The following is a 5,603-nucleotide window of genomic DNA, read 5'->3' as shown; positions in this document are numbered from 1 at the left end:
CTTAATTTTGAGTCATTCATAGTTATCACCATAATATAGCTATTATGACTCTTACCCTTAGCCTATCAAACTTTCTGTCTGTCAGGGACTGGTTTCAGGCTCATCTTCGGATTAGAAAAGACTTTCACCCATGTCCGTGCCAGCGTTTATCTGTAGTGGGATAACACCGGGCAGTTTCTCTTTAATGATTCGAGCAGTGGTCAATAAGCCATTCCAGCTATAGGGTTGCCATGGAATAGCTATGCCTGCTTTTTTAAATAACTCTTTATTGTAATAGATCATCCTAACATCTGAACCGTACATAATAGCATAGACATCGTCTTTATGACTCCCCGCTTTTTTTGCAGGAGCATAGTACTCATCCCAAATTGGCCAGGCCTCAACATATTTATTTAAAGGTAGTAATAATTTTGCTTCTGCAAATTCTGGTACCCAGAATAAATCTATCCAGGCTACGTCCGGACCAATTCCACCTTTAACATCCAAGACAAACTGCATCTTCCAATCTTCCGGCGCAACTCCACTGGGCAGACACTTTACCTCAACATCTCTGCCTTTATCTTTCATCTCCTTTTCAAATAGAGGAACCACGACATCTTCAACCCATTCTGCCGACTGAGAACCCCTTCCGCCTTTTATTGAGTTGTAGGAAAATGAAATGGAAACCTTTTCAGCAAAGATGGAAGTTGACGTGGCCATTAAGAAAACAGCCAATGTAAGAACTAACACTAATAGCACCATAATTCTTTTCATTTTTCTTTAACCTCCTTTTATTAGATAACTTTCTTTTCAGCACAAAATATCCAATTTAATTAAAAAACTTAAAATCTTTTTTTCCATTTCTCACCCCCTTTTAAAGTAGAGATTATCGAAATGCTTTTCCTTACATCGTTTCCCTTTCAATACTTATGGGATATTGTACCGAATAATCTATTAAATAATACATACTACATTATTATTAAAAATCCTTCTTTTTGATAAAATTTTTACGGATACCGAGAACCGTTCCCTGTATTTTTAATCTTATCCCTACATTTTGGTCTGAATTAATTCAGTAAATAATAATATCTTTTCAGCATCAGAGGGGTAAAATAAAAAGGGTTTTACATCTTCAGCTAATTCTTTAAAATTAATTTTTTCACATTTTAATAAAAATTTTTCTTTAATTTCTTTAGTATTTATATTTTCTTTCAGCTTCATCTTTTCTTTTAAAAAATTAAAATTCGGATTGGTTTTAGAAAAAAGAAAAATCGCATCGTAAAAATCTCTCCCCATAGCTCTAGGGCGATTTAAAATAGCCAATATTTTCTGAGCTAATAATACATCTGGAGGAACAACATTAATTCTCAAAAAAATATCAAATTTATTTAAAATTACTCTTCCCACTTTATAATTAACCTTTTGTGGTTCACTATCAATCTGAATAATTAACTTTTCCTGTGGATGACTGGTAATATTATAGTAAGAAAATATTCCAGGAAATTTTATAAAACTGCGAAAAGCCCTTCTATATCTATTTTGCAATTCAACAGAATAACCATATAATTCCAATTTTCGTAATATTTTTTGAGTTAGATCTTCAAAATCTTCTTGGCTTAAGCCTTGATTATCGAAATCCAGATCTTCAGAAAACCGTCGATTTCCGTGAATAACGTGGATGGCTGTTCCACCCATAAAGATCAATCGGTTTCCATATTCAGAGCTATAAATAATATCTAAAATAACATACTGCAGGTATTCTCTTAATAAATTTCTTTTATAAATTCTTAGATTTTCAGGATAAAACGATTCTATCTGATTTAAATTAAGCATTTTTCAAGTAACTCCAAAAAGCATTAATTCTTCTATTTAACTTCTTTCGATTAAATTTTTCTAAATAATTCATCAGCTTTTTCTCATCTATCTGCTCGAAAAACATTTCTCTATTGATTCGCAAGCTATTAAAATCTGGTTCGGTTTCTAGATGCGGATGCAGATAAAAATAATCCAGGAAGGCCTTCTCTATTTCAGCCATTTTTAAATATTGTTCTTTGTAATTCATTAGATAATAACCAAAAAATAGTGGGGGCTTTATACTTCGAAAAATAAATTCCCCGATAGAGGTCTTAAAATGAGAGGTCTTTCGGGTAGAAATTGAGGTAATTCCATAGATACTCTCCGGAATTAAGTGATAATAAGATAGGGCACTCTCCAAAGAGACATAAGAGGGTAAATAAATACGATTGGCAATCTTAAATAAAATTTCTTCACTAAGCTGAAAATCAGAAAAGATATAATAACCACGAATTACTTTCTTAATATAACCCTTATCCTGCCACTCATTTAATCTTGCCCGATAAAAATTAGGTTCAATGATTTTAATTTCATTTAAAGAAAAAATGGGGAAATTCTTTAATTCATTTTTTAATTCTAAATATTTCATTTTATTTCTCTAAAATACTATTTATAGTACTATCAAGAAATATTATACTATTTAAATGATTTAAAAGCAAAAAATATTTTCCTATTCCGATATAACCAACATCTTTTTTACTTTTTAACCAGTTCCACACGCCGATTCTGAGCCATCCCGATAGCCGTGGTGTTGGGTGCGATTGGTTTGGACTCACCATAATAGCCTTTGAATCTATATCAAAGTTGATTCCGTAAATCCGAACCCTCCCGAATTCTGAAAGATCCTTAGCCATTTGTTCCTGCACCCCACCCGCCCAATGAGGACAGCCGCCAACCTCCTGAGACTTATTCACCCCGCTCCATATTCCTGCTTCACCTACCTGACCTTCGCTCCACCAAAGACCATAAAATTTCTCTCCATCGGAGGTAAAAACCATTACGGCTGGACCTTTTACGTCGCCTTCCTGCCAGGTAATTTTTATGATCCGGCCTTCAATGCCACCATTTAATACTCCCTCATTATATTCGTAACAGCCGGTCACTGATGTTCCCTGCTGTCGGAGATGAAAGTCGCCATAGTCACTCTCAAACCATACTCAGCGGGTTTCTCTACAAGTAATGCTCCAGAAGAGAACGAGACCAGCGGCTGATCAGTTGCGGCTGCAAAAGTTTTAATCTGTTATTTCACCTTAACACTTCTGACCACTTCATCGATTATTGGTCTACAAACTCGTTCAAATTGGTCATTCTGAGCAACAAAGGCAAAACCAACGGATTGCCCTTTACTAGTGAAATAGGAATGGGAAATGCTTTTCACAATAGTGTTACCTATTGACATTTCGCCTTCAAAATAGGCAGTGGTATCTTTTATATCTTTTATTAAAATTTTGGCTGGGAACTGTTTTATTTGTTCTTGAAATAGGTTTTCTTCGTATTCTCTAAAGGAAGTGTTTGGCGGAACTGATGCAACTTTAATAATAAAATTGCATCCCTCATTGGAAACTGCAACCTCGTATTTGTCCGCTTCCGCTATTTTGCTTCTGTCGATATTCGGCCAGTTCGGATACTTTACTTCAAAATCATCTGTCTTAAAAGTTGCATACTGTTGCCCGTTGGAGAACTCTCCAGGCCGTTGACCTTGTGCTTCTTTTTGCGGACCCTTGTTGCTGAAAAAGAAAAATAGTCCGCCTCCGATAACCATCAAAACCAAAACGGCGATAATAATGTATATAACTTTATTGTTTTTCATATTTTTTACCTCTTAACTATTATTATTTAATAAATAAATCAACCTTTTATTATTTTAACAAATTTTCAATGGAAACATCCAATGCTTTGGAAATTTGTGCCATAGTTTGAACGCTCGACTTATTAACAACACCGCTTTCGACTTAAGCTACCGCGCCGCAACGACTCGTGTTATTCGTGAGACCTATATAGATTATAGGTCTTCGCAGAAGTAAGGTCAAAGAAAATAGATATTTTTTTTGTGCATTTACCAAGACATATTATATAATAATAAAGAGAAAGTTAGCAAATTGGTATTCGGTTAAACCCTTCCAGATGGCTTTAGAAAGCCAGCAGAAGCGCACTTTTCAAAAAATTTGATCTTAAATAAGAAAAGTACTAAAGTAAAAAAACCAGAATCAATCAGAGGCGAAAAGGGGGTGGGAGAAAATTAGCCTTTTATCCATGATTCTGTTAAAATAAAAAGTGAAAATAAGGAGGTTCTGGAGTATCAATTTATAACCACATCTTGAAACCAGGACAGTTAAAACAAAAACATGAAAAAAATAATTATTATAATCTCGGCTTTGATTATTGCTCTTTTTGGATTATTCTGGATTTATTCTAATGGCGCTTCTAAAAATACATCCGTTGAAAATAAAATCTTATCTTCGGCTGTTTCTATTCCGGAAAAAGTCCTTTCCAATAGATTTGGTTTTCTTGGCGGGCAAGAAGAGGAAAATCCTTTTGTAGAAGACGTTGGTGGGGCGTGGGTGCGGCCTCATCCGGGACCATTTTTGTGGGACTCGATGCAGAAAGATAAGAATGGTAAAACGGATTTTTCCAAAACAGATAAGATTGTTGGATGTCAGCAATCTCAAAATTATGGCACTCTGGCGACTATTTGGCCATTTGCTGAATGGGATCAAAAAATGCGTGACGGTTCTGACTTTTGCGCGGTGTCAAACAAAGATGAATTTTTGAATCAAAACGACAAGAAAGGTCGAGGCGATTATTTGCCTCTTCACCGTTGCAATCCAACAAATTGGGAGGATTATAAAAAATGGGTTTATTCCATAGTGGAGCGGTACGATGGTGATGGTATTGATGACATGCCCAATCTCAAAATCCCGATTAAATATTGGGAAGTGATGAATGAGCCGGATTTGTCGTATGGAAACAACGCTCCCGACAAAGACAGACTGACTTTTTATAAAGAAGGGCCGAAAGAATATGCCAAGCTTCTTATCCAAACATCGGAGGCAATTCGTTCAGCCGATCAGAATGCTAAAATTCTAATTGCCGGAGCGGCCGGGGCCGACAAACGATTTTTGGATTTTTACCGCGAAGCTCTCTCTGTGAATGGCACCAAAGACGCTTTTGACATTGGCAATGTCCATTGCATATCAAATGATCAGGGCACAAGCGATTTCAATGTCGGCGCTTATAAAAAGATGCTGGCCGAATTCAAAATATCAAAACCGATCTGGGTAACAGAAGCGGAAAGTTTTAATGGCAAAACCGCCGAGGAGAATTATGAACTGACAAAAAAGAGCACAATGGGAGCGATTTCAGCTGGCGCGGAAAAGATATTTTACACCCGTTACAATTTTAACGATTTCCGCACTGATATGTCTCAAAAAAATGTTGAGTCTGAAGAATCGATAAGGGCCAGCGAAAAACAATATCAAAGTATTACTTCGCAATTTTGAGGCTAATCGCAAAAGTTTGTGATTTTAACTAATTTATTGCAAGAGGAAAGCCTTATAATATAAGGGTTTCAGAGTCAGAATGCGAGATATCGCTTGTGGCGCATTATTTTAAGCCGGGCTATGGTTTTACCCCTCGAAAATGGCTTTTTTTAGCTAAATTTTCCTCCCTCCAAAATTTGAAAGTGGCTATTTATAGGGGTTACATAGTTTTGGGGAGGTAAAAATAGGTTAAAAACAGGGGTCGTAATTGCCGATACCCGCTTTCGCGAG

Annotated in this window: 6 protein-coding genes; 1 reads left to right on the top strand and 5 read right to left on the bottom strand. The window is 36.0% G+C overall.

Annotation, left to right across the window (positions count from 1 at the left end; all coding sequences use genetic code 11):
* Positions 1-111: 111 nt before the first annotated feature.
* The 5 genes from COZ07_RS10675 to COZ07_RS10655 all read right to left on the bottom strand — a co-directional run bounded on the left by COZ07_RS10675 (position 112) and on the right by COZ07_RS10655 (position 3,643).
* Positions 112-753: an ABC transporter substrate-binding protein gene (locus COZ07_RS10675; protein ID WP_406608547.1), complete on the bottom strand. Its 642-nt coding sequence runs from the start codon at positions 751-753 to the stop codon at positions 112-114.
* Positions 754-1,029: 276 nt separating this feature from the next.
* Positions 1,030-1,812 (bottom strand): nucleotidyl transferase AbiEii/AbiGii toxin family protein, encoded by a 783-nt coding sequence (locus COZ07_RS10670; RefSeq protein ID WP_406608546.1) that lies wholly within the window; start codon positions 1,810-1,812, stop codon positions 1,030-1,032.
* Positions 1,805-2,422, bottom strand: a complete 618-nt coding sequence (locus COZ07_RS10665; protein WP_406608545.1) for a hypothetical protein — start codon at positions 2,420-2,422, stop codon at positions 1,805-1,807. The genes COZ07_RS10670 and COZ07_RS10665 overlap by 8 nt, the downstream gene beginning before the upstream one ends.
* 1 nt (position 2,423) lies before the next feature.
* Positions 2,424-2,936 (bottom strand): hypothetical protein, encoded by a 513-nt coding sequence (locus COZ07_RS10660; RefSeq protein WP_406608544.1) that lies wholly within the window; start codon positions 2,934-2,936, stop codon positions 2,424-2,426.
* 137 nt (positions 2,937-3,073) lie between these two features.
* Positions 3,074-3,643 carry a hypothetical protein gene (locus COZ07_RS10655; RefSeq protein ID WP_406608543.1) on the bottom strand — a complete coding sequence of 190 codons (570 nt, stop codon included), beginning with the start codon at positions 3,641-3,643 and terminating at the stop codon, positions 3,074-3,076.
* A gap of 535 nt (positions 3,644-4,178) precedes the next feature.
* On the opposite strand from COZ07_RS10655, the gene COZ07_RS10650 reads away from it, so the two are divergent.
* Positions 4,179-5,333 (top strand): hypothetical protein, encoded by a 1,155-nt coding sequence (locus COZ07_RS10650; RefSeq protein ID WP_406608542.1) that lies wholly within the window; start codon positions 4,179-4,181, stop codon positions 5,331-5,333.
* Positions 5,334-5,603: the final 270 nt, after the last annotated feature.

It is taken from the genome of Candidatus Infernicultor aquiphilus, from assembly GCF_002784285.1.
Lineage (GTDB): Bacteria > Atribacterota > Phoenicimicrobiia > Phoenicimicrobiales > Phoenicimicrobiaceae > Infernicultor > Infernicultor aquiphilus.
Note: the sequence above shows the minus strand (reverse complement) of the source record. Positions and strands in the feature narration are given on the sequence as shown.